General features: G+C 35.8%; 26 protein-coding genes, 1 pseudogene and 1 other annotated feature. Of the genes and pseudogenes, 25 read left to right on the top strand and 2 right to left on the bottom strand.

The annotated features are described in order from the left end of the window. Window positions 1-17 precede the first annotated feature (17 nt). From floA to G5W_RS0112205, 23 genes and pseudogenes are all read left to right on the top strand, one after another. Window positions 18-1007, top strand: coding sequence for a flotillin-like protein FloA (floA, locus tag G5W_RS0112315; RefSeq protein ID WP_010097045.1), 990 nt, complete (start codon window positions 18-20; stop codon window positions 1005-1007). Between the two features lie 35 nt (window positions 1008-1042). Further along, entirely contained in the window at window positions 1043-1567 is a 525-nt protein-coding gene (locus tag G5W_RS0112310) for a large conductance mechanosensitive channel protein MscL (RefSeq protein WP_010097043.1), read from the top strand. Between the two features lie 99 nt (window positions 1568-1666). Beyond that, window positions 1667-1948: a sporulation protein YqfC gene (gene yqfC / locus G5W_RS0112305; RefSeq protein WP_010097042.1), complete on the top strand. Its 282-nt coding sequence runs from the start codon at window positions 1667-1669 to the stop codon at window positions 1946-1948. Between the two features lie 23 nt (window positions 1949-1971). Then, window positions 1972-3210 (top strand): sporulation protein YqfD, encoded by a 1239-nt coding sequence (gene yqfD, locus G5W_RS0112300; RefSeq protein ID WP_010097041.1) that lies wholly within the window; start codon window positions 1972-1974, stop codon window positions 3208-3210. 2 nt (window positions 3211-3212) lie between these two features. After that, window positions 3213-4181, top strand: coding sequence for a PhoH family protein (locus G5W_RS0112295; protein ID WP_010097040.1), 969 nt, complete (start codon window positions 3213-3215; stop codon window positions 4179-4181). An 89-nt stretch (window positions 4182-4270) separates the two neighbouring features. Then, window positions 4271-6403 carry an HD family phosphohydrolase gene (locus G5W_RS0112290; RefSeq protein WP_010097039.1) on the top strand — a complete coding sequence of 711 codons (2133 nt, stop codon included), beginning with the start codon at window positions 4271-4273 and terminating at the stop codon, window positions 6401-6403. After that, on the top strand, window positions 6403-6867 hold the full coding sequence (ybeY, locus tag G5W_RS0112285; protein WP_010097038.1) for an rRNA maturation RNase YbeY: 465 nt from the start codon (window positions 6403-6405) through the stop codon (window positions 6865-6867). Before G5W_RS0112290 ends, ybeY begins: the two co-directional genes overlap by 1 nt. Further along, a complete protein-coding gene (locus G5W_RS0112280) occupies window positions 6857-7210 on the top strand; it encodes a diacylglycerol kinase family protein (protein ID WP_010097037.1) in 354 nt (117 codons plus the stop codon). The genes ybeY and G5W_RS0112280 overlap by 11 nt, the downstream gene beginning before the upstream one ends. A gap of 252 nt (window positions 7211-7462) precedes the next feature. Further along, window positions 7463-8365 (top strand): GTPase Era, encoded by a 903-nt coding sequence (gene era, locus G5W_RS0112275; RefSeq protein ID WP_010097036.1) that lies wholly within the window; start codon window positions 7463-7465, stop codon window positions 8363-8365. A 168-nt stretch (window positions 8366-8533) separates the two neighbouring features. Further along, entirely contained in the window at window positions 8534-8686 is a 153-nt protein-coding gene (locus G5W_RS23335) for a YqzL family protein (protein WP_010097035.1), read from the top strand. 26 nt (window positions 8687-8712) lie between these two features. Then, window positions 8713-9456, top strand: coding sequence for a DNA repair protein RecO (gene recO, locus G5W_RS0112265; RefSeq protein WP_010097034.1), 744 nt, complete (start codon window positions 8713-8715; stop codon window positions 9454-9456). A 119-nt stretch (window positions 9457-9575) separates the two neighbouring features. Beyond that, window positions 9576-9751: a binding site (T-box leader), on the top strand. A gap of 97 nt (window positions 9752-9848) precedes the next feature. After that, entirely contained in the window at window positions 9849-10727 is an 879-nt protein-coding gene (glyQ, locus tag G5W_RS0112260; protein WP_010097033.1) for a glycine--tRNA ligase subunit alpha, read from the top strand. Continuing rightward, window positions 10727-12811: a glycine--tRNA ligase subunit beta gene (gene glyS, locus G5W_RS0112255; RefSeq protein ID WP_010097032.1), complete on the top strand. Its 2085-nt coding sequence runs from the start codon at window positions 10727-10729 to the stop codon at window positions 12809-12811. Before glyQ ends, glyS begins: the two co-directional genes overlap by 1 nt. 170 nt (window positions 12812-12981) lie before the next feature. Then, window positions 12982-13622, top strand: a pseudogene (gene ccpN, locus G5W_RS22255) (transcriptional regulator CcpN). A gap of 21 nt (window positions 13623-13643) precedes the next feature. After that, on the top strand, window positions 13644-14444 hold the full coding sequence (locus tag G5W_RS0112245) for a pyruvate, water dikinase regulatory protein (protein ID WP_010097027.1): 801 nt from the start codon (window positions 13644-13646) through the stop codon (window positions 14442-14444). A 545-nt stretch (window positions 14445-14989) separates the two neighbouring features. Further along, window positions 14990-16801 carry a DNA primase gene (gene dnaG, locus G5W_RS0112240; protein ID WP_010097026.1) on the top strand — a complete coding sequence of 604 codons (1812 nt, stop codon included), beginning with the start codon at window positions 14990-14992 and terminating at the stop codon, window positions 16799-16801. 28 nt (window positions 16802-16829) lie between these two features. Beyond that, window positions 16830-17951 (top strand): RNA polymerase sigma factor RpoD, encoded by a 1122-nt coding sequence (gene rpoD, locus G5W_RS0112235; protein ID WP_010097025.1) that lies wholly within the window; start codon window positions 16830-16832, stop codon window positions 17949-17951. A gap of 79 nt (window positions 17952-18030) precedes the next feature. Further along, a complete protein-coding gene (locus G5W_RS0112230) occupies window positions 18031-18582 on the top strand; it encodes a hypothetical protein (RefSeq protein WP_010097024.1) in 552 nt (183 codons plus the stop codon). Window positions 18583-18658: 76 nt separating this feature from the next. After that, complete coding sequence (cccA, locus tag G5W_RS0112225; protein WP_010097023.1) at window positions 18659-19021, top strand: cytochrome c550; 363 nt, start codon at window positions 18659-18661, stop codon at window positions 19019-19021. Window positions 19022-19198: 177 nt separating this feature from the next. Beyond that, window positions 19199-19912, top strand: coding sequence for a tRNA (adenine(22)-N(1))-methyltransferase (locus tag G5W_RS0112220; protein ID WP_010097022.1), 714 nt, complete (start codon window positions 19199-19201; stop codon window positions 19910-19912). Beyond that, on the top strand, window positions 19893-21014 hold the full coding sequence (locus G5W_RS0112215; protein WP_010097021.1) for a Nif3-like dinuclear metal center hexameric protein: 1122 nt from the start codon (window positions 19893-19895) through the stop codon (window positions 21012-21014). The genes G5W_RS0112220 and G5W_RS0112215 overlap by 20 nt, the downstream gene beginning before the upstream one ends. A 152-nt stretch (window positions 21015-21166) precedes the next feature. Further along, on the top strand, window positions 21167-22474 hold the full coding sequence (locus G5W_RS0112210; protein WP_010097019.1) for a DEAD/DEAH box helicase: 1308 nt from the start codon (window positions 21167-21169) through the stop codon (window positions 22472-22474). A 15-nt stretch (window positions 22475-22489) separates the two neighbouring features. Then, the gene (locus G5W_RS0112205) at window positions 22490-23383 is read left to right on the top strand and encodes a deoxyribonuclease IV (protein ID WP_010097017.1); all 894 of its coding nucleotides are present in this window, start codon (window positions 22490-22492) and stop codon (window positions 23381-23383) included. A gap of 32 nt (window positions 23384-23415) precedes the next feature. Here the strand turns inward: G5W_RS0112205 and G5W_RS0112200 are convergent, their stop codons facing one another. Continuing rightward, window positions 23416-23700 carry a DUF2624 domain-containing protein gene (locus G5W_RS0112200; protein WP_010097015.1) on the bottom strand — a complete coding sequence of 95 codons (285 nt, stop codon included), beginning with the start codon at window positions 23698-23700 and terminating at the stop codon, window positions 23416-23418. Window positions 23701-23875: 175 nt separating this feature from the next. Between G5W_RS0112200 and G5W_RS0112195 the strand changes: the two genes are divergently transcribed. Then, complete coding sequence (locus G5W_RS0112195) at window positions 23876-24253, top strand: MATE family efflux transporter (RefSeq protein WP_010097014.1); 378 nt, start codon at window positions 23876-23878, stop codon at window positions 24251-24253. Window positions 24254-24302: 49 nt separating this feature from the next. On the opposite strand, the gene G5W_RS0112190 is transcribed toward G5W_RS0112195, so the two are convergent. Next, complete coding sequence (locus G5W_RS0112190; RefSeq protein ID WP_010097012.1) at window positions 24303-24623, bottom strand: hypothetical protein; 321 nt, start codon at window positions 24621-24623, stop codon at window positions 24303-24305. 81 nt (window positions 24624-24704) lie between these two features. Here G5W_RS0112190 and G5W_RS0112185 point away from each other — a divergent pair, with 81 nt between their 5' ends. Continuing rightward, on the top strand, window positions 24705-25331 hold the full coding sequence (locus G5W_RS0112185; RefSeq protein ID WP_010097010.1) for an NfeD family protein: 627 nt from the start codon (window positions 24705-24707) through the stop codon (window positions 25329-25331). Window positions 25332-25389: the final 58 nt, after the last annotated feature.

Raw genomic sequence — 25389 nt, 5'->3', positions numbered from 1 at the left:
TTTAGGAGGATTTATTGATGAATGAACAAATTATTATGCCTGTGATATTAATCGCAGTAATCCTGATTGCTGTTGCAATCCTATTTACATTCATACCTGTAACACTATGGATTAGTGCGCTTGCAGCTGGTGTAAGAGTTGGTATTTTACAACTAGTTGGGATGCGCTTACGTCGAGTAGTACCTAGTCGTGTAATTAATCCATTGATTAAAGCACACAAAGCTGGACTCGATGTAAAAACGAATCAATTGGAAAGCCATTACTTAGCAGGTGGTAATGTTGATAGAGTTGTCAATGCATTAATCGCTGCACATCGTGCAAATATCGAATTATCATTTGAGCGTGCTGCTGCAATTGACCTAGCTGGTCGTGATGTGTTAGAAGCAGTACAAATGAGTGTTAACCCAGAGGTAATTGAAACACCATTTATTGCAGGTATCGCAATGGATGGCATTGAAGTTAAAGCGAAAGCGAGAATTACAGTACGTGCGAACATCGACCGCTTAGTTGGGGGTGCCGGTGAGGAGACAATTATTGCTCGTGTCGGTGAAGGTGTCGTAAGTACAATCGGTAGCTCTGAAACACATGCGAAAGTATTAGAAAACCCAGATATGATTTCCCATACTGTTCTCGCTAAAGGATTAGATGCAGGTACAGCGTTTGAAATTCTGTCGATTGATATCGCTGATGTTGATATCGGTAAAAACATTGGTGCGATTCTTCAAACAGACCAAGCAGAAGCTGATAAGAAAATTGCCCAAGCGAAAGCAGAAGAACGTCGTGCAATGGCTGTTGCACAAGAACAAGAAATGGTTGCCCGTGTTCAAGAGATGCGTGCGAAGGTTGTGGAAGCGGAAGCTGATGTACCATTAGCACTTGCAGAGGCTTTACGCTCAGGTAAATTAGGTGTTATGGACTATCTAAATTATGAAAATATCAATGCGGATACAGACATGCGCGATTCTATTGGTAAACTTTCAAAAGAAAATAATGATGAAGATAAGTAATAAACTATCGGCCGAATAATGAAGGGGGGACTTCCGTGGAAGGGTTAATAGAATTTCTACCGATACTAGCTTTTATTGTTTTTGGAATAATAAAGGCAATGTCAGGAGAGAATTCGAATCAAAAAGAAAAGCAATCACCCAATAGGCCACCTGTACCAAGACCAGCTACAATACCTAGCCAGGCCCCTTCAGGAGAGACGCAGAAGCCAAAACAAACGGTTTATCAAACCACTCCTGAAAACGTATATGTAGAGGATCAGCAGAAACAGCAATTAGAGGAACTAGCTAGTAGGCTTAATACTCAGACAACAATTACACAAATAGATGATATTAATCAAGATGATTTATCTTTGGGAAGTGCTATTAAGGATGAGATAAAAAATCATTCCACCAGCAAACTCAATGAAAATCAGATTAAGTTTCGCAAGGAAGTAAAAAGCGGACTCAATCGTAAAGGATTAGTTCAAGGTGTTATTATGTCTGAAGTTCTAGGGCAACCAAGAGCTAGAAAACCATACAACACTGTTATTTCTGATAGAAGAAAAAGGAATATAAGATAATCATTAAAACCCAAAAGTATCAATACGATGCTTTTGGGTTTTTTAGTTCTTATCTGTTCCATTATTTCATAAATATGAATGTGAGAGGGGGCACTTTTTGTGAAAAAAATACAACAACGATTACGACCATGGCTAGTAAAATATCTTTCACTGCCTTCTGATGTTGTGATGGAACTACCAAGAATTACAATTATTGGTCAATTGCATGTATATATTGAAAATCACAAAGGGCTTGCTGTATTTACAGATACTGAATTAAGACTTAAAACAACGAAGGGTTACATCCAGATAAAAGGTTCTTCATTCGTTTTGAAAATGATGTTACCAGAAGAAATATTGCTGGAAGGAAAGGTAACAGATGTAAGATTTATTCCAGGATAATTAAGGGGAACTGGGAGGATGAAATGAAACAGATACAAGGGTCATATATTAAAGGTTATGTAACAATCATCGTCAAAGGACGTATGCCGGAGTTGTTTTTTCAACAATGTGTTAACAATGGTATTTCGGTATGGAATGTTAGGCGTGAAGGAAAGAGCTCCTGTAGTGGAAACATTAAATTAACCGATATCCCTCAAGTAAAGCAACTTAGACGTGAGGGAGATTATAAGATATCGTTTGATAAACGAAGAGGATATCCATTTTTGTTTAGTCGATTTTTAAGGCGAAAAGAATTTGTACTATCCTTCATTATGAGTGTTTTATTGATATTATTTATGTCTAATGTCATATGGAAGATTGAAATTACTGGTGAGCTACCGAAGGAAATTGAAGAAAAAATCGCCACTCAACTAAATGAATACGGAATTCATCCGGGTGCATTTCTTTTTACGATCGACGCACCAGGAAAAATTCAACAAAAATTGATTGATGATATACCAGAATTACTTTGGGTTGGTGTACACCAAAAAGGGACAACCTATCAATTAGAAGGTGTAGAGAAGATAGTTGTGAAGAAGGATGAGGTCAGCGGTCCACGAAACCTTGTTGCAACCAAAAAGGGTGTCATCAAGAAAATGTATGTGTCCAAGGGTGTACCGAAAGTGATGGTCAATGATTTTGTAAAACCAGGACAACTACTAGTCTCTGGGACTCTAAATGAGAACACTAATGAACAAGGTGATACGAATAAACAAGAGGACGAAAAAGAGAAACCGAATCCGATTCTTGTAGCTGCAGATGGCGAAATAGTTGCAAGTACTTGGTACGAGGTTGATGTAACCATTCCACTCAAGAAAAATTATGAACTTCTCACGGGAAATCAAGAGAAGCGGTATTATATTGGGATCAATAATTTTAAACTTCCTATTTGGGGTTTCGCATCTCCGGAGTATAAAGCGATTCATCAGGACAATAAGGAAACATCATTAAACTTTTTTAAATGGACGTTACCAATAAAAATTATCGAATCAACTCTAAGTGAGAAACAGTACCATGAATTGGAAAGATCAAGAGAAGAAGCCATTAAGGATGGAATAAAACAAGCAAAAGAGGAACTACAATTGCAACTAGGACCAGATGCGAAAATTACATCTGAAAAAGTTTTGCATGAATCAATAGAGAATGGTAAAGTTAAACTATACCTATATATTACAGTTGAAGAAAATATAGCAAAAGCACAACCAATAAATCAAGGAGATTGAAAATGCCCGAAAATTTAAATGCAATTGATATTGAACTTACTAATCCAGAAGAAGCCCTTGAGCTTTTTGGAAATAACGACAGATATTTAAAACATATCGAAGAAAAGTTGAACGTCTCTATCATTACTAGAGGTGAAAAAATTAGTGTCTCGGGTACTGATGGTGATATAGCAATTGTACAGGATGTTCTTTTGACCCTGCTTCAAGTAGTTAGAAAAGGAATTACGATTGCAGAACGTGATATCGTATATGCAATTGAACTGGCAAAGGAAGGGAAAATAGATCAGTTCGAAACGTTGTTTGAGGATGTCATTGCAAAAAATGTAAAAGGGAAATCAATCCGAATTAAAACATTAGGTCAGAAGAGCTATATCCAAGCAATAAAAGAAAATGATTTAGTTTTTGGAATAGGTCCTGCTGGAACAGGGAAAACATATCTTGCTGTTGTGATGGCAGTGCAAGCCCTTAAAAATGGTCATGTTAAACGAATTATCCTAACTAGACCTGCTGTAGAGGCTGGAGAAAGTCTTGGGTTCTTGCCAGGTGATTTAAAGGAAAAGGTAGATCCATACTTAAGACCATTATATGATGCGCTAAATGATGTTTTGGGAGCAGAACATACATTAAGATTAATTGAAAGAGAAACCATTGAAATTGCTCCATTAGCATACATGCGTGGTAGAACACTTGATGATGCATTTGTCATATTAGACGAGGCGCAGAATACAACCCCAGAGCAAATGAAGATGTTTTTAACTAGACTGGGGTTCGGCTCGAAGATGGTTATTACAGGTGATATGACCCAGATTGATTTACCAAAAGGTGTGAAATCTGGCTTACAAGTAGCAGACAAACTTTTCACGAACATAAAAGGAATCTCATTTATTTACCTAACCCAAACGGATGTAGTAAGACATCCATTAGTACAAAAAATCATCAACGCTTATGAAAAAGCAGCTACATTTGAGTAAGCATGAGACCCGTACTTTGGGTCTTATTTATTTATCAGAATTATTATCTATACAAGCATTTCATATGTTCAGGAAAAAGAGGTGATATGATGAACTCTATTAGAAGATTAGTAGAATATGTATTGAAAATTAGATCAAAGTGGTTTCGTATTTTTATACCCGTTGTCACACTTGCTTTAACTTTCTTCATATTAACTTTGAATAATGTGTTTACAGAGACTTACGATATAGAGCCATTAACGAATGCAAAGGAAACAATACGTTCACCTATCACGATTGAAAACCAACTAGAGACTGAACGAAAAACACGTGAAGCCGCACTGGCAGTGGAGGATCGTTTTGATATTTCTTCCGATATAGCAGAGGAACAAATTAGTTATATAGAGGAAATTTTTAATGCAATTGATAAATTAGAATCTGAAATTAAATTAGCTAAGGATTCAAAAGAGGCACCTACACAATTAAATAATCGTGAAAAAGTTCATAGATTAAAAGAACTATTATCGAATAATATTACGGAAAAATTGGATGATAGTGTTTTTTTACGATTAATTGATGTGCCGAAGGAGGAAAGAGAAAAGGGGGAAGAAACCTTAGTCTCTTATCTACAAGATACATATCAAGCAGGAGTCAGAACAGACAATATTAATAGTGCTGTAGAAAGTGTAAAAGAGAATATTCGCTATTCGACATTAGAGCAAAAACTAATAGAGGCACTGGAAGAGTTAACGGAGTTTGCTATTGTTGAAAATTCATTCTATGATTCGGAGAAGACTGCCGAAGCTAAAAAACAAGCAGCTAGCACCGTTGAGCCGGTGATGATTAGTGCGGGTGAGATTATTGTTCGTGAAGGTGAAACAATTACAAATGAAATCTATGAAAAGTTACAATTAGTAGGCTTATTAAATAAAGACCGTAATGTCTTTCCAGTAATCGGATTAGGACTATTAATTACCTTAATAGCTTGCATTATTGGATATGAAATGAATCGAATAGATAATCAGCGACGACTAGATAGAGGGAAAATCGCATCCATCCTACTGATTAGCCTACTAGTTGTTTCAATTATGAAAGTAGTGAGCTTATTTACAACGCAAGTAAATCAATTGTTTTTTATCGTTCCAGTCGCAACTGGGGTATTACTAGTTAAGCAGTTCATCAATGAGAGATTGGCAATTGTATTAAGCATTTTATATGCACTTCTTGGAGGAATTATCTTCAACGGACAAATACCTGGTACCATGAATGAGGAAGCACTTGTTTATTTCTTGTTCTCACAATTTGCTGCTATCGTATTCTTAATGAATGTGAAGGATCGTTTAGCCATCGTGCGATCTGGGGTAGGCATGTCCATCGTCAATATTATGGCTATACTTTTATTTGTATTCTTGTCCTTTGAAAAGTATTCATTAGGCGATGTATTTCTTCTTTCTAGTTATGGAATTGCATCTGCATTTTTATCAACTGTATTAACCATAGGGTTACTACCATTTTTTGAATCTGGACTTGGAATATTATCCGATATTAAACTATTACAATTGTCCAGTCCTAATCAGCCATTGTTAAAGAAAATCTTAACGGAGGCGCCTGGAACATACCATCACTCTATTATGGTAGCAAACCTAAGTGAGACCGCCTGTGATGCCATTGGGGCAAATGGATTGTTAGCACGTGTAGCAGCATATTATCATGACATTGGAAAAACGGTAAGACCACATTATTTTATTGAAAACCAATTGTCGATTAAAAATCCACATGATGTAATCTCGCCGGAGCAAAGCGCAGAAATAATTATTAGACATCCATATGACGGTGCAGAATTGTTGAAAAAACACCGTATGCCTAAGGAGATCATTGATATTGCAATGCAGCATCACGGTACAACATTATTAAAGTATTTTTATTTTAAAGAGAAAGAAACTAATAAAAATGTAAGGGAAGAAGATTTTAGATATCCAGGTCCGAAACCACAAACAAAGGAAGCAGCAATCATTTCTATTTGTGATTCGGTTGAAGCGGCTGTTCGTTCTCTAAAAGAGCCTACAGAAGAGAAGATTGATGAAATCGTATCTAATATCGTGAATGACCGTTTAATGGATGGCCAGTTAGATGAGTGTCCGTTAACCATCAAGGAAGTGAAAATAATCCATCGTACGATTTGTGAGGCACTGAAAGGCATCTTTCACTCAAGAATCCAATATCCTACAAAGGAGGAAAAATAGTGGAAATAGATTTTCATGATAATACAGAAACCGTTCCAGAAGAACATTTTGGATTAATTAAGGGTTTATTAGAATTAACTGCACAAAAAGAGAAGGTTAAAGAATCTGCAGAGGTCTCGGTGACATTTGTAACGAACGAAGAAATCCAACAAATAAATAGAGATTACCGTCATTTAGACAAACCAACTGATGTGATTTCCTTTGCCCTTGAGGAGACTGTAGAAGGCGAGGTAACAATTATTGGACAAGAAATTCCAGTAGCTTTAGGAGATATTATCATTTCCGTTGAAAAGGCTAAAGAACAAGCTGAGGAATATAACCACTCTTTTGAAAGAGAGCTTGGTTTCCTAGCAGTTCATGGATTTTTACATCTACTAGGGTATGATCATATGACGGAAGAAGACGAAAAGATAATGTTTACCAAACAAGAAGAAATACTAGGGGAATTTAAACTTGGAAGGTAAGAAAAAAGAGATAGGTTTTCGATATGCTTTCAATGGGCTGAGAGAGGTATTTAAATCAGAGAAGAACTTTCGCGTGCATCTTTTAGTCACGCTGATTGTGGTAGGATTTGGCCTCTATATGCATATTTCAGCTATGGAGTGGTTAGCAATAGTTATTGTTATTGGTTTAGTACTATCTGCTGAAATTTTAAACACCGCAATAGAAGAGATTATTAATTATCTGAAACCTGAGATTCATCCTACTGCAAAAAAGATTAAGGATATCGCTGCTGCGGGGGTTTTTGTAGCAGCGGTAAGTGCGGTGGTGGTTGGTCTAATCATTTTTATACCTAAATTAATCTGAAGGGTAAGGATGTATGAAGGGAGGAGATTTGGCCCATCATACATCCTTAATTTTATTTTTAACAAGTGCAGAAAAGGGGAATATAAGAAGAACGAACTTTATAAAACGAGTGGATTCGAGTTTTTTTATAGATATTTATCGAAGGAAATAATCTTTTTAAAGCTTTTGTCGATAACATGAAACAAGAAAGATTTTGTAGTATAATAGACCAAACTAGAAAGAATAATGGAAAAAACTTCTTGGAGGACCTACATGGACACTAATTACAAATCAGGTTTTATAGCAATCATTGGTAGACCTAATGTTGGTAAATCAACATTTATGAATAAAGTAATCGGACAAAAAATTGCAATTATGAGTGACAAACCCCAAACAACTCGGAATAAAATTCAAGGTGTGTTGACTCAGAATGATGCACAGTTTATTTTTATAGATACACCAGGGATACATAAACCGAAGCACCGTTTAGGTGATTTTATGGTTAAAATTGCCGAAAACACGTTAAATGAAGTAGATGCTGTTTTATTTATGATTAACGCAGATGAAGGATATGGTCGTGGAGACCAATTCATTATCGATCGTCTTGAAAGAGTAAAGAGCCCAGTCTTTTTAGTGGTAAATAAAATAGACTTAGTTCACCCAGACAAGCTATTACCATTAATAGAATTCTATAAGGATAAGTATGATTTTGAAGAGATTATCCCTATCTCTGCTCTTCAAGGAAATAATGTGAATCGATTACTAGATGTTTTGAAAGAACATTTACCTGAAGGTCCACAATTTTATCCTGCTGATCAGGTAACCGATCATCCTGAGCGATTTATCATTAGTGAGTTAATAAGAGAAAAAGTATTGCATTTAACAAGAGAAGAGATACCACATTCAATCGCTGTTGTGATTGAAAATATTGAAAAACGGGAATCAAATGCGATATTTATCCAAGCGGTTATTGTTACCGAGAGAAAATCTCAAAAAGGTATATTGATTGGTAAACAAGGAAGCATGTTAAAAAACATTGGTAAGGATGCGAGAAAAGATATTGAATCGTTATTAGGTTCAAAAGTCTATTTAGAACTTTGGGTAAAAGTACAAAAAGACTGGAGAAATAAGCAAAGTCAACTGTATGAATATGGATTCCGTAATGATGAATATTAAGTTGGTAAATTTTTTAACTAATTGTTTCAGCTTTAGTGGAAACCATAATAATATCCGGAACATAGGTTAGCATTAAAGCACTTTATGGATCCAGATTTAGAATATCATGTTCTAACTTATAGAAAGGGTTACTTCCCAGAAAAGTTATAAAGAAAGGTGTGTTTTCTTGTGATCGACTTAGTATGGAAATTATTTAGTCAAACAGGAAATATTGAAACCTATTTATTAATGAAAGAGTTAGAAAGTGAGCCACAGGAAACCGAACCAAACCAAAGTTCTACAAATAATCTGGAAAACTTGCCGGTGGATTCCAATTTGTAGCATGCAGTTGAAAAAGGGGAATATGTATGCTCGAAAAAATAGATGGTGTCATCATAAAAACAACGGACTATGGTGAAACACATAAAATTGTTACTATCTTTAGCCACAAGATTGGCAAATTCTCTGCTATTGCGCGCGGAGCAAAAAAACCTAAAAGTAGAATGGCTGCTGTTACGCAGCCATTCATTTATGGGCAATTTTTTGTTTACTTGAATAAAGGGTTAAGTACGATTCAGCAAGGAGAAATTATTAATTCCTTTCGAACAATAAGAGAGGATATCATTAAAACAGCTTATGCGGCATATTTAACAGAGTTAACAGAAAAGTTATTAGATGACCAAGTACCATTCGGTGAAATCTATACAGAATTTTTCCAAACATTAGAATGGATTAGTGAACATGATGATATTGATATTCCAATGATGATGTATGAAATGAAGCTTTACCAGGCTGGTGGTTTTGCACCGACGGTTGATAGATGTTCGAATTGTAGTAGTAAAACTAGTCCATTCGTCTTCTCCATTGTAGAAGGGGGACTTTTATGTTCAAAATGTCGACATTTAGACCCTGATGCAATCCACATTACCAATTCGGTCGTCAAGCTATTATTTCTATTCTCTACGGTTGGAATGGAGCGATTAGGCAATGTTTCGGTGAAAGAGGAGAACCGTACCTTACTTAGAGGTTTATTAGATCATTATTATGAACGTTATGGCGGATATTTTTTAAAATCCAAAAGATTTCTAAATCAATTGGATAAGTTTAAATAATGGGTTACGATTACGTTTTCTTAACTGCTTTTCAATCCTGTTAATCGTATGGTAAGGACTCTTTAAAAGTTGACAAATACTGTTCAAATAAAGTAATATGATACATATTTCAAAGTGAAGAAAATGCTATGAAAGAGAATAGTACTCTCTGATTTCAATAAAAGCGAGTTCAGGCAGGTGAGAGCTGGACATTGAGTCAGTTAGGAATGGCGCTCTGGAGCAAACTTTTATAAAGTGGCTTTACTAATTAGTAAAGCAAATAGGGTGGAACCGCGGATTAAAACCCGTCCCTATGTCTATAAGCGATTTATAGACATAGGGACGGGTTTTTGAATTTTGGTTCTTTTCCATGATTAAGTCAAAACCTATAAAAAGTAACGGAGGTTAAGTTAATGAATATCCAAAATATGATTTTAACACTGCAGAAATACTGGTCAGAGCAAAACTGCATTCTGATGCAAGCTTACGATGTTGAAAAAGGTGCAGGTACAATGTCGCCAATGACATTATTACGTAGTTTAGGTCCAGAACCATGGAGGGTTGCATATGTAGAACCTTCTCGTAGACCAGCTGATGGTAGATATGGGGAAAATCCAAATCGTCTATATCAGCACCATCAGTTTCAGGTGATCATAAAGCCATCACCAGATAACATCCAAGAGCTTTATTTGGATTCTTTGAAGGCGTTAGGTATTAACCCTTTGGAACATGACATTCGATTTGTAGAAGACAATTGGGAAAATCCTACTTTAGGTGCCGCTGGACTTGGTTGGGAAGTTTGGTTAGATGGTATGGAAATTACTCAATTTACATACTTTCAACAGATTGGTGGCCTAGAAGCAAATCCTGTTACAGTGGAATTAACCTATGGTATTGAACGATTAGCTTCTTATATTCAGGATAAAGAAAATGTATTTGATTTAGAGTGGACAGAGGGGTTCACTTACAAAGACATTTTTAAACAACCAGAATATGAACATTCTAAATATACATTTGAAGAATCTAATGTGGATATGTTATTCCAATTATTTACAACGTATGAACAAGAAGCACAAAAGACGATGGAAAAAGGGCTAATATTCCCTGCCTATGACTATGTCTTAAAATGCTCCCATACCTTTAACCTATTAGATGCAAGAGGGGTCATTTCTGTAACAGAACGTACGGGATATATCTCAAGAATCCGAAATCTAGCTAGAAATATAGCAAAAGCTTATGTGGAAGAACGAGAACGGTTAGGATTCCCGATGCTTCAGAAGGAGGATAAATAATGGCAAAGAATGTACTTTTTGAAATTGGTTTAGAGGAACTTCCTGCTAGATTTATTGATGATGCTTTAAATCAATTAGGTGAAAAAACAAAAACTTGGTTAGACGAATTAAGAATCTCTTATACAAAAATTGAAACATTTTCTTCTCCAAGAAGATTGGCTGTTCTTATCCATGATATTGATGAGGCACAAGCTACTATTGAAGAAGAAGCAAAAGGCCCAGCAATTCACATAGCAATAGATAGTGAAGGGGGCTGGACAAAAGCAGCAGTTGGCTTTACAAAGGGTCAAGGGAAGAACGTAGATGATATTTATACGAAGGAAGTTAAAGGAACAACCTATGTCTTTGTCAATAAAGTTATCGAAGGAAAACCAACCGTTAGCCTCTTACCGGAGTTTAAAGAAATTATTGAGTCATTACAATTTGGTAAAAATATGCGCTGGGGGGAAAAGACTCTTCGTTATGCGAGACCAATTCGTTGGTTAGTTGCACTATATGAGGATCAAGTAATTCCTTTTGAAATAGCTGGTGTAAAATCAGGTAATAGAACGTATGGTCATCGCTTTTTAGGAAGTGAAGTAAACATTCAAAATCCATTAGAATATGAAAAAATGATGGAAGAAAATTTTGTTATTGTTGATACACAAAAAAGAGAGAGAATGATTGTCGATGGTATTAAAAAGTTAGAAGCAGAAAGAAAGTTTCAAGTACCAATTGACCAAGACTTATTGGATGAAGTACGAAATTTAGTAGAATATCCGACGGTGTTTATCGGCTCATTCGAACAAGAATTCTTAGAATTGCCAGACGAAGTATTGATAACTTCCATGAAGGAGCACCAACGCTATTTTCCAGTATTAAATAAATCAGGCACATTACTTCCACATTTTGTTGGAGTAAGAAACGGAGATTCTAATGCCATTGAAACGGTCGTAAGAGGAAATGAGAAGGTTCTAAGAGCGAGATTGTCTGATGCACAATTCTTCTTTGAAGAGGACCAAAAGAACTCCATTGAATTCTATACGGCAAGATTGAAAAATGTAGTCTTCCAGGAGAAATTAGGCACCATCGGGGACAAAGTGGATCGAGTGATTAAATTAGTTCATAATATCTCAGAAACGTTAGAGTTTGACGACGTAACGGTGAAGAATGCTGAACGTGCTGCGATGATAAGCAAATTTGATCTCATGACCAACATGGTGAATGAATTTACCGAGTTGCAGGGCATCATGGGTGAGAAATATGCACGCATTTTTGGGGAAGAAGAGTCAGTTGCAACCGCAATTCGTGAGCACTATATGCCAACAAGTGCAGGAGGGGAGCTTCCTGAATCATTAGTTGGAGCTATTGTTAGTGTTGCTGACAAATTGGATACGATAGTTGGTTGTATCGGTGTAGGATTAAAACCTACAGGCTCACAAGATCCTTATGGTCTTCGCAGACAAGCAACTGGAATACTACGTATCATGAATGATAGGGAATGGAAAATTTCTGTCCAAGATTTATTTGAAATCGCGCTCAAACTCTATCAATCATTGCAGCTTGATGGCTTTAATTCAGAAAATATTGAAGCTGAATTGCATCAATTTGTCCAACAAAGAGTTGCATTTGTTCTTAAAGAACAAGGAATTGAACAAGATATTATACTAGCTATTACATCGAAACAAATCGGAATTATGTCAGATATGATGAAAAAAGCATCCATTCTTTCTGATAAACGCAATGACTCTTCCTTCAAACCAATTCAGGAAGCACTAGTTAGAGTTTTAAATCTGGCTGAAAAAACAGATGAGGTAGAAGTAAATTCTGACTACTTTGAAACAGAAACGGAGAGAAAGTTATTCTCCTCGTATGAAAGTGTGTATAACAACTACATGAAGAGTTTAGGAGAAGGAGATTTCAGTTCTGCGTTTATACAACTAGAGTCTTTAGCTGATCCAATCCATCTGTTCTTTGAACACAATATGGTAATGGCTGATAATGAACAATTAAAGAGGAACAGACTAGCACTATTAAATCGAATTGCACTATTACTTCATAGCTTCGCTGATTTAAATGCAATCGAATGGAAACAGCATTTTTAAGCTAGTAGGAAAGAAACAAAACTTTCTCACTTGCATCAGAAAAACTAACACATTCACACAGATTGAAAGGATGTGTTAGTTTTTCTAAGGAAATTGATATACTATTTCCCTAAAACAGTTAAATTAAGATATAATCTTATAGAATAGTATGTCTCTTTTTAAACCGTTGGGTGGTGAAAAATGTGGAATTATCCAATCGACAAGAAAAAATAATAGAGATTGTAAAGAATAATGGTCCAATTACAGGTGAGCATATTGCTGACCAATTGAATCTTACTCGGGCGACTTTGCGACCGGACTTGGCTATATTGACAATGGCTGGATTCTTAGATGCTAGACCACGTGTCGGTTATTTTTATACTGGTAAAACAGGGTCAGAATTATTAACTGAGAAAATTAAAAATATAAGGTTCATGAATACCAATCTATTCCAATTGTTGTACAAGAAGGTTCATCGGTATACGATGCTATTTCTACGATGTTTTTGGAGGATGTGGGAACACTATTCATTATTGATGAAAATTCGTGCTTAACAGGTGTCGTTTCTCGAAAGGATTTATTACGCGCAGCAATTGGAAAACAGGATTTAAATGCACTTCCAGTTCATATTATTATGACAAGAATGCCTAATGTGACAGTTTGTAGAAGAGAAGATTCGTTAATAGATGTTGCCAAGCATTTAATTAACAAACAAATCGACGGATTACCAGTGGTTAAAGATACGGATAAAGGGTTGGAGGTAATTGGTCGTGTAACGAAAACGACTATTACAAAGGTATTTGTAGAGCTTATCACTGAAAATCATATCTAGCTACATAGGGGGAAAGTGCGTATGACGATGAGAAGATCGGTTTTTATTTTGTCGGATTCTGTTGGGGAAACTGCAGAACTAGTTATAAAAGCTGGATTAAGCCAGTTTACACAGAATTATGAAATCCAACGTATACCATATGTTGAAGATGAGAAAACAATTGATGATGCATTGTATCGTGCCAAGGATGATAATGGCATAATTGGATTTACTCTAGTTGATCCCGTCATGAGGGATTACTTGAATAAGAAGGCATTGGAGTTAAACCTTGAAGCAATCGATATTATGGGACCGATGCTACAATCTATGGAAAGATTTTTCCATAAGAAACCTCGCCAGGAACCAGGTTTAGTGCATAAACTAGATGAAGATTACTTTAAAAAGGTTGAAGCAATTGAGTTTGCGGTTAAGTATGATGACGGAAGAGACCCTAGAGGAATTGCAAGAGCTGATATAATTTTAATAGGTGTATCCAGAACCTCGAAAACTCCACTTTCACAGTTTTTGGCGCATAAGCGATTAAAAGTAGCTAATATACCTATCGTTCCAGAGGTTGAGCCACCTGAAGAATTGTTTATGGTGGATCCGTCAAAATGTATAGGTTTGAGGATAATGCCAGAGAAATTAAATGATATTCGTAAAGAAAGATTGAAAGCACTAGGTCTCGGTGGTCAGGCAACCTATGCAAATATCAAACGAATTCACCAGGAATTGGATTATTTTGATAAAATTGTGGATAGAATTGGTTGTAGAGTAGTGGATGTGTCCAATAAAGCGGTTGAAGAAACAGCCAATCATATTCTTCGATTAATAAAAGAATAAACAGGGATAAAGGAGCATAACTGGGAGTTATGCTCCTTTATAACGGTATTAATAGTGATATTTGATTAATAAGTAGCATAAAGTTAATTGTTTAACTTTTGCAAATAACTGGCAATAAATCTTCCTGTAACGCCGCCGAGCATTTTTGGCATATGGTAGTATCACTTTATTAGTATTTTTCTAGAAAATGTATTATAATATTTTTTTTGTGTAAAAATAGAAGATATTGTATAGAATAGTATAGGATTAGTATATTGGATATTCTGAAAAATAAAACATTCATTTTTAAGAAGGAATCTGGGATTTTTTGTAGAATAGTATTATTAGACTAATCATTCATGTCTTGACATTGGTTAGTCGAACTTATAAGGATTAATTGTTTTTGCAGAATGATTCTTAATTATGATTACTTCTATATCCTTCTAAGATTTTACATGATAGAAGGAATTTTTTTCGACTTTCGTAAAAAAACTTGTCGAAATATGAAGGATTTTATTGGGGGAATATCGAATTATTATTATGTACTGTAAAAATGGTGATTATGTATGGTAAACCAAATACCAAATGAAGTTATCGAACAAATCCGAAATTCCAATGATATTGTGGATGTAGTTGGGGAATATGTTCAATTAAAGAAGCAAGGAAGAAATTACGTTGGACTATGTCCCTTCCATGGAGAAAAGACACCATCCTTTTCTGTAACTCAAGAAAAACAGATATTTCACTGTTTTGGATGTCATAAAGGTGGAAATGTAGTAACATTCCTCATGGAAATGGAGAGTTTCACGTTCTTTGAGGCAATTAAACATCTTGCGGATCGAGCGGGTATTGATTTGCCAAGTAATTCTCTAAAGGAAGAGTCATCACTATCCAAGGAGAGCCAACAAGTTCTATCTGCGCATGAATGGCTTACAAAGTTGTATCACCATCTCATTCGATTTACGAAGGACGGTAAAGAAGGGCTGGATTACCTTCAAGGAAGAGGGGTAAGTGATGAAGCAATAGATGCTTTCCAACTTGGCTATGCTCCTAATACGAAAGATTTTACAGCGACTTTCCTGGAAAAGAAAGGTTTTCATAATCAATTACTTGTTAAGTACGGATTGCTTATTCGAAATCAAGATAGCGATCTCGTAACAGACCGGTTCAGAGGTAGAGTGATTTTCCCTATTCGCAATCATCTCGGTAAAACAGTAGCTTTTGCTGGAAGAGCAATGGAGGGCCAAGAACCGAAATACTTAAATAGCCCAGAAACCGATTTATTTCAAAAGGGAAAGATTCTTTATAACTTCGATTTAGCTAGAAAGCATATTCGAAAGTTAAATGAAGTTATTCTTTTTGAAGGCTACATGGATGTCATATCGGCATACCAAAGTGGTATTGAAAATGTAGTTGCTACGATGGGGACAGCTTTAACGGAGAATCAGGCAAAGTTGTTAAAACGATATGTTGATACGGTAATTCTTTGCTATGACGGGGACAATGCTGGAGTAGAGGCAACTTATAAAGCCTCAAGGTTGTTACAGCAAGTAGGCTGTCAAGTGAAGATAGCTTATATCACAGACAAACTAGATCCAGATAGTTATATTAAGGAATTTGGAGGAGAAGCATTTAAACGAGAGGTTATTGGAGCAAGTCAAACCTTTCTCAGTTTCTATATGCGATACCTACGAAAGGATTTTAACCTCAGCCTGGAGAGTGATCGCCTCCAATATGTAGAAGAAGTGCTGAAAGAGATTGCTAAATTGGAAAGTTCTGTGGAAAGAGAATTTTATGTAAAAGAAATTAGTAATGAATTTTCCATTTCAGTTGATTCTCTTTTAGAGGAGATTAAGCAATTCCGAGAAAAATCAGGTAGCGAAAAGGATAAGAGAGAAAAAGACAGATATACTAAGAAGGTACAAAAGTCAAGTAGTAAATTGTTACCAGCTTTCCATAATGCCGAAAGAACTTTGTTAGCTTATATGCTTCAAAATCGTGCAATTGCGGAAAAGGTCCAAGATGAATTGGGCGCTTCATTTAATATAGATGCACATAAAATTATAGCTACCTACTTATATGCGTATTATGAAGAAGGAAATCCGGAAGATGTTAGTATATTTATGGATCGTATCACAGATGAATCTGTAAGACAGACACTCATACAATTAGCACTTATTCCGACTCAGACAGATATTAGTGATAAGGAAATTAATGACTATCTTAATATTATTCGAGCTGAAAGTAGTACTGGGGTAAATATAAAACAACTAAAGGCCGAACAGCGTTTGGCCGAACAACAAAATGATCCAATTAAAGCTGCTCAAATAGCAGTGGAAATTTTAGAATTACAACGACAAGTTAAACACTTAAATTGATTTAAGTAGTATGGAAGGAGGGGGACTCATGGCTGACAAGAAACCTTCACAAACAAAAGAGAATGAGCCTGAGTTAACATTAGAACAAGCGAAAGAACAGCTTGTTGAGATTGGTAAGAAGAGAGGCGTACTTGCCTATGAAGAAATAGCTGACCGCTTATCCAATTTCGTTATTGAACCCGATCAAATGGATGAATTTTATGAGCATTTAGCAGATCAAGGAATTGACGTATTAGGAGAATCAGATGATGACCCTAAAATGAAAGAAATTGAAAAAGAAGAGGAATTTGACATTAATGATCTAAGTGTTCCTCTAGGTATTAAGATTAATGACCCTGTGAGAATGTACCTTAAGGAAATTGGTCGTGTGGATTTATTATCAGCTACCGAGGAGATTGAATTAGCTACTCGTATAGAGCAAGGCGATGAAGAAGCTAAGAAAAGACTTGCAGAAGCAAACTTGCGATTAGTTGTTAGTATCGCCAAAAGATATGTAGGTAGAGGAATGCTATTTCTTGACCTTATTCAGGAAGGTAATATGGGTCTTATTAAAGCAGTTGAAAAGTTCGATTATCGAAAAGGCTTTAAATTTAGTACTTATGCTACTTGGTGGATTCGACAAGCCATTACACGTGCCATTGCAGACCAAGCAAGAACAATTCGTATACCAGTGCACATGGTTGAGACCATCAATAAATTAATCCGTGTACAACGACAATTATTACAAGATTTAGGACGCGAACCAACACCAGAAGAGATTGGTGAGGAAATGGATTTAACGCCTGATAAGGTTCGCGAGATTTTGAAGATTGCTCAAGAACCAGTTTCTCTAGAAACACCGATAGGTGAAGAAGATGATTCTCACTTAGGAGACTTCATCGAAGATCAAGAAGCAATTTCTCCATCAGACCATGCAGCATATGAACTATTAAAAGAGCAGTTAGAAGATGTATTAGACACATTAACAGATCGAGAAGAAAATGTTCTAAGATTACGTTTTGGTCTTGATGATGGTCGTACTCGCACTCTTGAAGAAGTAGGTAAAGTGTTTGGCGTTACTAGAGAGAGAATCCGTCAAATTGAAGCGAAAGCACTTCGTAAGCTTAGACACCCTAGTCGCAGTAAACGGTTAAAAGACTTCTTGGATTAAAATAGGTAGGTCATTGGTCAGGATATGGTCAATGACTTCCCTTTCTTTTTATGCTTATATCTGCATTGGGGTGAATAGATTGGCAGATGAACGTATTTCTACTATCGTAAAAGAGATTAAGTACTGGAAAGAACACAAATTACTACCAGAAGTTCATTGCGATTTTTTATTGGCATTGTATACACAAGGTGAAGATGAATCCGTCGATACACCAGTGAAAAGTAGATATAACTTTTTATTCTACTTACAGTTAATCTTATTAGTACTCATGGTACCGTTTTCATTTCTTGTAGTTTATTTTACTCAATTTAATTCTATTTTGCAACTTAGTATCCAAGTTCTTTTTATTGGGTATGCAATTTGGGTAGTACACTATTTACGGAAAAGAAACCATCCCTATGTACATATTCCAATTATTGTAACGTTGGCACTGGTGTTAATATTAACAGATTTTACTAGTAATCAGTTGCGGTTAAATCAATATTTAAATGTATTCGCATTTATGTTAAATTTTATTGGTTGGTATCTATTAAGCCGTAAATTTAGATATCGTTATTTAATGATATCTAGCATTTTAGCACTAGCAATATTATTATTCTTAAACTTTTCACATCTTTTTCCTTTTAACTAAAGCATTTTTAATATAGAATAGATATAGCTATGTGGAATAATCTCATATTCCGGGGATACATAAGGAGGAAATACAAATGAAACGAAACCCATTAATCCCTTACGCTCTTATTGCAATTGTTGGGATACTAGCAGTAATTGTTATTGCATTTGTAGGTAATGATCAAAGGAAAGAAATTGCTGGCGGTGACGAATCAGGGCAGGAAGAAGCAATTATGGAAAATCCAGAAGAAATCTATGAAGCAAGCTGTGTTGCTTGTCATGGTGCAGATCTTTCTGGTGGAATGGGGCCTGCGTTATCAGCAGTAGGTGCAGAATTATCAGTAGATGAAATCAAGGAAATTATTACGAATGGTAAGGGGCAAATGCCACCTCAATCCGGAACACTTAAATCGGAAGAAATTGAAATCATTTCAAAATGGTTAAGTGAGAAAAAATAAATAATCAAAGGGGGAAGCTTTCTGCTATAATACAGAAAGCTTTCTTTTGTAAAGATGGAAGATTTCTATACAAAAGAAGGACAAGAGCACTGTGCTAAGTATAGAGCGGAAGTAGTTGCTTTATAAGAAAATCAGGAAGCTGTCCTTTCAATACTATTAATTTTATGGAGGTACCTTATGACAGAGGACATAAAACTGTCAAAACGTTTACTACAAGTTGCATCATATCTACCTTTAGGAGCAACTTTTGCTGATATAGGATCGGACCATGCATATTTACCATGTTACGTTTGTAAAAGGGACCAAACGGCACGTGCAATAGCCGGTGAAGTTAATGAAGGTCCATACAATAGTGCACTAGAAACTGTGACGAAATATGAGTTAAACAACGTAATTGATGTTAGACTCGGTGATGGTTTAGCTGTGTTACGACAAGATGAGGTAAACCAGGTTGTTATTGCCGGTATGGGAGGTTCTCTAATCCGTTCGATATTAGAAAGTGGCAAAGATAAACTCCAACATGCCGAATTAATTATAGCGCAGCCGAATGTTGATGAGAGTAATGTACGGAGTTGGTTTATAGATAACTTCTACGAAATTACTAATGAAGTAATACTAGAGGAAAATGGCCATATTTACGAAATAATTGTTGGACGCAAAGTAAATGACTTGGTTAAGTTAACCGAGCAAGAATTACTCTTTGGTCCGATTTTATTGGAAAATCGTGATACAATATTTTATCAGAAGTGGAAATCCGAAAGGGAAAAGTTAGAAAGAGTAATAAATCAGATGAGAAAAGCAAAAGTTCAGCATGAAGAAAAAATTGCTAGTTTTACTAGGCAATTGGAATGGATAGAGGAGGTACTCTCTAATGGCTCAAAAGATTCATAACTCGGATATCTTTAGAATCATGGAAGCGTGGGCTCCAAAATCATTAGCCTATGACTGGGATAATGTGGGGCTACAGGTTGGTTCCCATAATAATCCAGTTAAAAAAATTATGGTTACACTAGATGTAACGGAAGCCGTCACCGATGAGGCAATCAAGAAAGATGTAGATTTAATTATTGCACATCATCCATTACTGTTTAGGCCTTTGAAACAAATTAATACAGATCATTTCCGAGGCAAGATTATCCAAAAGTTAATCCAACATGATATCACGGTTTATGCTGCACATACTAATCTTGACATTGCAAGTGGTGGTGTCAATGATATGTTAGCAGATTTATTATCTTTGAATAACCGAAAAAGCCTAGTAGATTTTCAGGATGAAAAATTGTACAAGCTTGCTGTTTTTGTACCTGAGTCACATATTCAAGCTATAACAAATGCCTTAGCAAAACATGGAGCTGGTCATCTTGGTAATTATAGTCATTGTACCTTCCAAACAAAAGGGACTGGGACATTCTTGCCATTAGAAGGGGCGAAACCCTTTATTGGAGAAGTTCATACAGTGGAGCATGTTAACGAGATTAAGGTAGAAACGATTGTTCAAGAGTCAATCTTACAAAATGTAGTTAGTGGAGTCATCAATGCTCATCCCTATGAGGAAGTTGCTTATGACATCATTCCCTTACAAAATAAAGGTAATCAATATGGATTGGGACGTATTGGTACACTAGAGCAACCCATGTCACTAAAGTCTTTTGTACAGTATGTAAAGGAAGCTTTTAAAATAGAACATGTTAGGGTTTCAGGTAATCTAGACAAGAAAGTGAAACGTATAGCTGTAGTAGGTGGTAGTGGGGAAAAATATATACAATCTGCGCTTATTCAAAAAGCTGATGTTTACATTACTGGTGATGTCAGTTTTCACTTTGCACAGGATGCTATCGAAATGGGGATACCAGTTATCGATGCTGGACATTATATAGAACAAATTATGAAATCAGGAACCAAAGAGTATTTAGAAGATAACCTAGCGAATCTCTCTTTTGAGATAGAAGTGATCGAATCAGAAACGAACACCGATCCGTTTCAATATTTATAAGTTTATACTAGAAAGTCAAACTTCAAATGTGGGGTTTGGCTCCTCCCCACAGAAATTCTTATATTCTGAAGGGTTTTATATTCTACTGCCTCTTACAAGCATAACGTGTAAGAGATAATTACCCGGTAATTTGACACAAAAGGAGAAATCACATGAATAAATCATTTAAAGAATTTTCGTTTAAACCTGTAATGATAGATGTTATTGAAAAGTTGGGGTTCAAGCAACCCACTGAAATACAATCGAAGGTCATTCCCCATGTACATAAAGGGAAAAGTGTTATTGGTCAATCCCATACAGGTTCCGGTAAGACTCATTCATTTCTTTTACCCATCTTTAATCAACTGAATGAAGATATAAATGAGGTACAATGTGTTATCACTGCACCGACAAGAGAACTGGCAACACAGCTTTATGATGAAGTGAAAAAAATAATTAAACTAGCTGGTAAAGAAAATGAATGGAAAGCAAAGCTCTTAGTAGGTGGAACTGATAAACAAAAAATGATGGATAAATTAAAGGAACCCCCACATATCATCGTGGGAACACCAGGGCGTATATTGGATATTGTGAAAGAAGAAGCGCTATCGATTTATAGTGCCAACTCCTTTGTCATAGATGAAGCAGATCTAATGCTTGATCTAGGATTTATTAATGATGTCGATCAATTATTAGTTCGTTCTAAGCGAGATATACAACTTATGGTCTTTTCTGCCACTATTCCTCAGCGTTTAGAGCATTTCTTTAAAAAGTATTTGGAGAATCCTATACATGTTAAAATTGCGAGTGAATTATCACCGGAAACGATGGAGCACCGTCTAATCGCCGTAAAGCATCGGGACGAAGTGGAGATTATTCAACAAATCTCTCAGGCGATAAATCCTTACTTAGCAATAATATTTACGAATGGGAAGGAAAATGCGGACAAGCTCCATGAGGGATTGTTAGATAAGGGATTAAATGTGGGGATTATTCATGGTGGACTAGCACCAAGAGAAAGAAAGAGAATACTGAAAGAGATTCAAAGCCTAAAATATCAATATATTGTTGCTACTGATTTGGCATCACGTGGAATTGATATTAAAGGTGTAAGTCATGTTATTAATGCACAACTTCCTAAGGAAGAAGAGTTTTATATTCATCGTGTTGGTAGAACGGCAAGAGCTGGAATGGAAGGGACTGCCATCAGTCTATACCAAGATGATGATCTCAAATTAATTGAAAAGCTAGAACAAAAAGGCCTTGAATTTGTTTTCTATGATGTAAAGAACGGTGAGTGGAAGGATGCAAAAGCTTGGAATGAGCGTAATCTTCGAACAAAAACTACTACCACTTTTGAAAAAGAAGCATGGAAACAAGTACGGAAACCTAAGAAGGTAAAACCAGGGTATAAAAAGAAAATGAAAAGGCAACAAGAATCCATTAAAAGAAGACTAGTGAAGAAAACGAAAAAGAAATAAACGGGGGAAGAAATGATGTTAAAAATTGGCTCTCATGTATCAATGAGTGGTAAGAAGATGTTACTGGCTTCGAGTGAAGAAGCCGTTTCATATGGTGCGAATACGTTTATGATTTATACAGGTGCACCACAAAATACAAGAAGAAAACCTATCGAAGAATTGAATATTGAAGCGGGTTTGGACCATATGAAGGCGAATGGGATTACGGATATTGTAGTTCATGCTCCTTATATCATCAATATCGGTAATACAACCAAGCCGGAAACGTTTGAACTCGGAGTAAATTTCTTAAGGAAAGAAATTGAAAGAACGGAAGCAATAGGTGCAAAACAAATCGTACTTCATCCAGGCGCACATGTTGGTGCTGGTCCAGAAGATGGGATCAAGAAAATTATCGAAGGTCTAAATGAAGTGTTAGAGAGAGAACAACAGGTACAAATTGCTTTAGAAACGATGGCCGGTAAGGGCTCGGAGATTGGAAGAACATTTGAAGAAATTGCTCAAATTATCGAAGGTGTAACACGAAATGAAAAGCTATCTGTATGTTTCGATACATGCCATGTTCACGATGCAGGATATGATATTGTCAATGATTTTGATGGTGTATTGAATGAGTTTGATAAGATAATTGGTGTTGAACGCATAAAAGTTGTCCATGTGAATGATTCCAAAAATGAACGTGGTGCTCACAAAGATCGTCACGAAAACATTGGATTTGGTCATATAGGATTTGATGCCCTGCACTATATCATCCATCACCCACAATTAACGGAATTACCTAAAATATTGGAAACTCCTTATGTTGGATTGGATAAAAAGGACAAAAAACCTCCATATAGATTTGAAATTGAAATGATTAAAAATGGAACCTTTAAACCAGATCTCCAAGATTTAATTATCAACCAATAACCTAAAAAAACCTCAGTGCCAGCTGAGGTTTTTTATTCTAATAAATGCTCTAGGCCATATGATTTAATCAGTTCATTAAATAATTGATTGGCCTTCATTGCGGTTTCTTGGTCTGTTATTTGACTCAAGTCGTATAACATCTTTTCCCGATCCCTCTTATTAAACGGATTTACTCGATTCTTTCTAACGTAATTAGATATTTCCACAGCCTGATTTTTCGTTATAGTAAAACCATATTGATTTGCATTCGAATACACATCTTCTGGTGTGATTTGTCTCATTTTATTCAAAATGATTTGTTTAATGAATAATGACATATAGAACAACTCCTTTTCGTTTTCACTATATGCGTAAGAGTTCAGAATATCAACTTGTTTTTATTATCATAGGAAAAAATAGGTCAACATCCTAATGGTAAAATGTAACATTATAGTTTTTCAAGAACGACATAAACTATAGTTGCACCTCATCATTTATAGAAGGAGGTCAATTATGGACGATAAGAATCGTACAAATGACGTTGAAAATGCTCCCAAGCATGGTGAAGAGGACTACTATACCTCGAGACATACGGATGGCATATTTAGTAGTCGTGGTGATGAAGAAACTGCAGCAGAATTAACTGCAGATGATTATAGAAGAAGTGTAACGATTGATGATGATGCAGAAAAAGCAAATACCTCAGTTGGGTGGATTGCTTTAGCATTATCTATTGCATCTTTCTTCTGGGCACCAATCCTTTTAGGAGGTGCGGGGATTATCGTTGGATTTATCGCTCGAAATCGCCATGCTAATACACTTGGTAATATTGCAATTGTTGCCGGAGCAGCTTCAATCATAATTACACTATTTATATTACCGTTTGTTTAACCATAGAGGCTAGGTAGGGACCTAGCCTCTTTTTTGATTGAATCCTTTTTTAGTACTGTGGGAAGAAATAGAAGCGGTTTATTTGCAGTTGGTTAGGATCTACAGTAGGATTTAGATAACGAAAATCTTCAACAATTTGATCCATATTTAACTCATTTAAACTGGGATTTAGTCGCTCTATGATGGTAATTAATGTATCTCCTTGTTCTATTTTAACTTTTATCGGACTAAATTGTTGAGAAATATTAGAATGGAATGGTTGCTTGTTTTCTTTTTGGTTAATGTTTGAGAAATTAGTGCCTGCTGTTAAGTCTTTATAGATACTCACCATGAGTAATACAATGAGAATAGAGATAATTATTTTTTTCATGGTATACTCCTTAATATGAAACCATTTTTTACAATCATACGTATATAAAGTAAGAAACTAGCGAGAGGGAGAAGAGTAAGAATGGAAATATTTTCTCAAGAATGGATTGCATTAGTCATTACAGGATTAGGTACGTTATTTTTACTAGGTGAAGTCCTAGTTAATATGCGAGGTATATTTGCTTTATTAGGTATTGGATTTATTACCGTTTATTTCACAGTATATTTAGAAACAAACTCCCTTATACTTATGCTTGCGATATATTTTATTGGAATCCTTTTAATTATAATCGATGGTAAAGTACTAAATGATGGAACACTGGCAACCATTGGTGCAGCTAGTATGTTGGCTGCAGTTGCCTTACCGGCTCCAAACATTGCCGCAGGTCTATATGCCGTACTAGGCGTATTACTTGGTGGAGGATTGTCTTTATTGTTTCTTAAGGTATTTAAGAGAAGAGAAATGTGGAATAAAATTACGCTAAAAGATCAATTAACTAGTGAGGCAGGCTATAATTCATTAAATGATGAATACCGTGCATTGCTAAATCAAGAAGGTATTACGCTAAATGACATGCGTCCGGTAGGGACGATTCGTGTTGGCACAAGAGATTATAGTGCTGTTTCTAATGGACAGTGGATACCTAAAGGAACCGAAATTACAATAACCCAAGTAGATGGAACCAAAATACTTGTAGAACCAAAATAACCCTAACGCGTACGTAGGGTTATTTTTTTTATTTTGACACACAATAAGTCTATTATAA

The organism is Ornithinibacillus scapharcae TW25 (genome assembly GCF_000190475.1).
Classification (GTDB): Bacteria; Bacillota; Bacilli; order Bacillales; family Amphibacillaceae; genus Ornithinibacillus; species Ornithinibacillus scapharcae.
The sequence above is the reverse complement of the archived record's forward strand: the minus strand, read 5'-3'. Positions and strand labels throughout refer to the sequence as shown.

Coding starts and splice junctions, on each gene's coding strand:
- rpoD (WP_010097025.1), top strand. CDS start 16,830: ATGGCTGACAAGAAACCTTCACAAACAAAAGAGAATGAGCCTGAGTTA.
- recO (WP_010097034.1), top strand. CDS start 8,713: ATGCTCGAAAAAATAGATGGTGTCATCATAAAAACAACGGACTATGGT.
- glyQ (WP_010097033.1), top strand. CDS start 9,849: ATGAATATCCAAAATATGATTTTAACACTGCAGAAATACTGGTCAGAG.
- era (WP_010097036.1), top strand. CDS start 7,463: ATGGACACTAATTACAAATCAGGTTTTATAGCAATCATTGGTAGACCT.
- G5W_RS0112295 (WP_010097040.1), top strand. CDS start 3,213: ATGCCCGAAAATTTAAATGCAATTGATATTGAACTTACTAATCCAGAA.
- glyS (WP_010097032.1), top strand. CDS start 10,727: ATGGCAAAGAATGTACTTTTTGAAATTGGTTTAGAGGAACTTCCTGCT.
- yqfD (WP_010097041.1), top strand. CDS start 1,972: ATGAAACAGATACAAGGGTCATATATTAAAGGTTATGTAACAATCATC.
- G5W_RS0112290 (WP_010097039.1), top strand. CDS start 4,271: ATGAACTCTATTAGAAGATTAGTAGAATATGTATTGAAAATTAGATCA.
- G5W_RS0112200 (WP_010097015.1), bottom strand. CDS start 23,700: ATGTCATTATTCATTAAACAAATCATTTTGAATAAAATGAGACAAATC.
- G5W_RS0112210 (WP_010097019.1), top strand. CDS start 21,167: ATGAATAAATCATTTAAAGAATTTTCGTTTAAACCTGTAATGATAGAT.
- G5W_RS0112215 (WP_010097021.1), top strand. CDS start 19,893: ATGGCTCAAAAGATTCATAACTCGGATATCTTTAGAATCATGGAAGCG.
- G5W_RS0112185 (WP_010097010.1), top strand. CDS start 24,705: ATGGAAATATTTTCTCAAGAATGGATTGCATTAGTCATTACAGGATTA.
- G5W_RS0112245 (WP_010097027.1), top strand. CDS start 13,644: ATGACGATGAGAAGATCGGTTTTTATTTTGTCGGATTCTGTTGGGGAA.
- G5W_RS0112220 (WP_010097022.1), top strand. CDS start 19,199: ATGACAGAGGACATAAAACTGTCAAAACGTTTACTACAAGTTGCATCA.
- dnaG (WP_010097026.1), top strand. CDS start 14,990: ATGGTAAACCAAATACCAAATGAAGTTATCGAACAAATCCGAAATTCC.
- cccA (WP_010097023.1), top strand. CDS start 18,659: ATGAAACGAAACCCATTAATCCCTTACGCTCTTATTGCAATTGTTGGG.
- floA (WP_010097045.1), top strand. CDS start 18: ATGAATGAACAAATTATTATGCCTGTGATATTAATCGCAGTAATCCTG.
- G5W_RS0112205 (WP_010097017.1), top strand. CDS start 22,490: ATGTTAAAAATTGGCTCTCATGTATCAATGAGTGGTAAGAAGATGTTA.
- G5W_RS0112195 (WP_010097014.1), top strand. CDS start 23,876: ATGGACGATAAGAATCGTACAAATGACGTTGAAAATGCTCCCAAGCAT.
- G5W_RS0112190 (WP_010097012.1), bottom strand. CDS start 24,623: ATGAAAAAAATAATTATCTCTATTCTCATTGTATTACTCATGGTGAGT.